This window comes from Amphritea pacifica (genome assembly GCF_016924145.1).
GTDB classification, from domain to species: domain Bacteria; phylum Pseudomonadota; class Gammaproteobacteria; order Pseudomonadales; family Balneatricaceae; genus Amphritea; species Amphritea pacifica.
The window spans coordinates 1-255 of the sequence record NZ_JAFFZO010000249.1 but is presented as its reverse complement, the minus strand read 5'-3'; the positions used below and the strand labels follow the sequence as shown (position 1 = coordinate 255).

Annotated in this window: 1 pseudogene; it reads left to right on the top strand. The window is 49.0% G+C overall.

Features of this window, described 5'->3' with window-relative positions:
- Positions 1 to 149: pseudogene (locus tag JW499_RS22600) on the top strand (amino acid ABC transporter permease); the annotation flags it as partial.
- Between the last annotated feature and the right edge of the window lie 106 nt (positions 150 to 255).

Here is a 255-nt window from a genome sequence, read left to right as displayed (position 1 = left end):
CAGCCAACCAGGACCCCGACTGGATCGGTTATTCCACCGAGAGTTATTTGTTTATTGCCCTGTTGTTCTGGGTGTTCTGTTTCAGCATGTCGCGCTATTCGCAGCATCTGGAGAAGAAACTACAAACAGGCCACGGCAACCGCGCCTGATAACAGAGAGATTTTGAGATGAGTCATTCACACGCGACTGAAAAACTGATGGTGGAACTGCGCGACCTGAACAAATGGTACGGCGAGTTTCATGTCCTGAAAAACA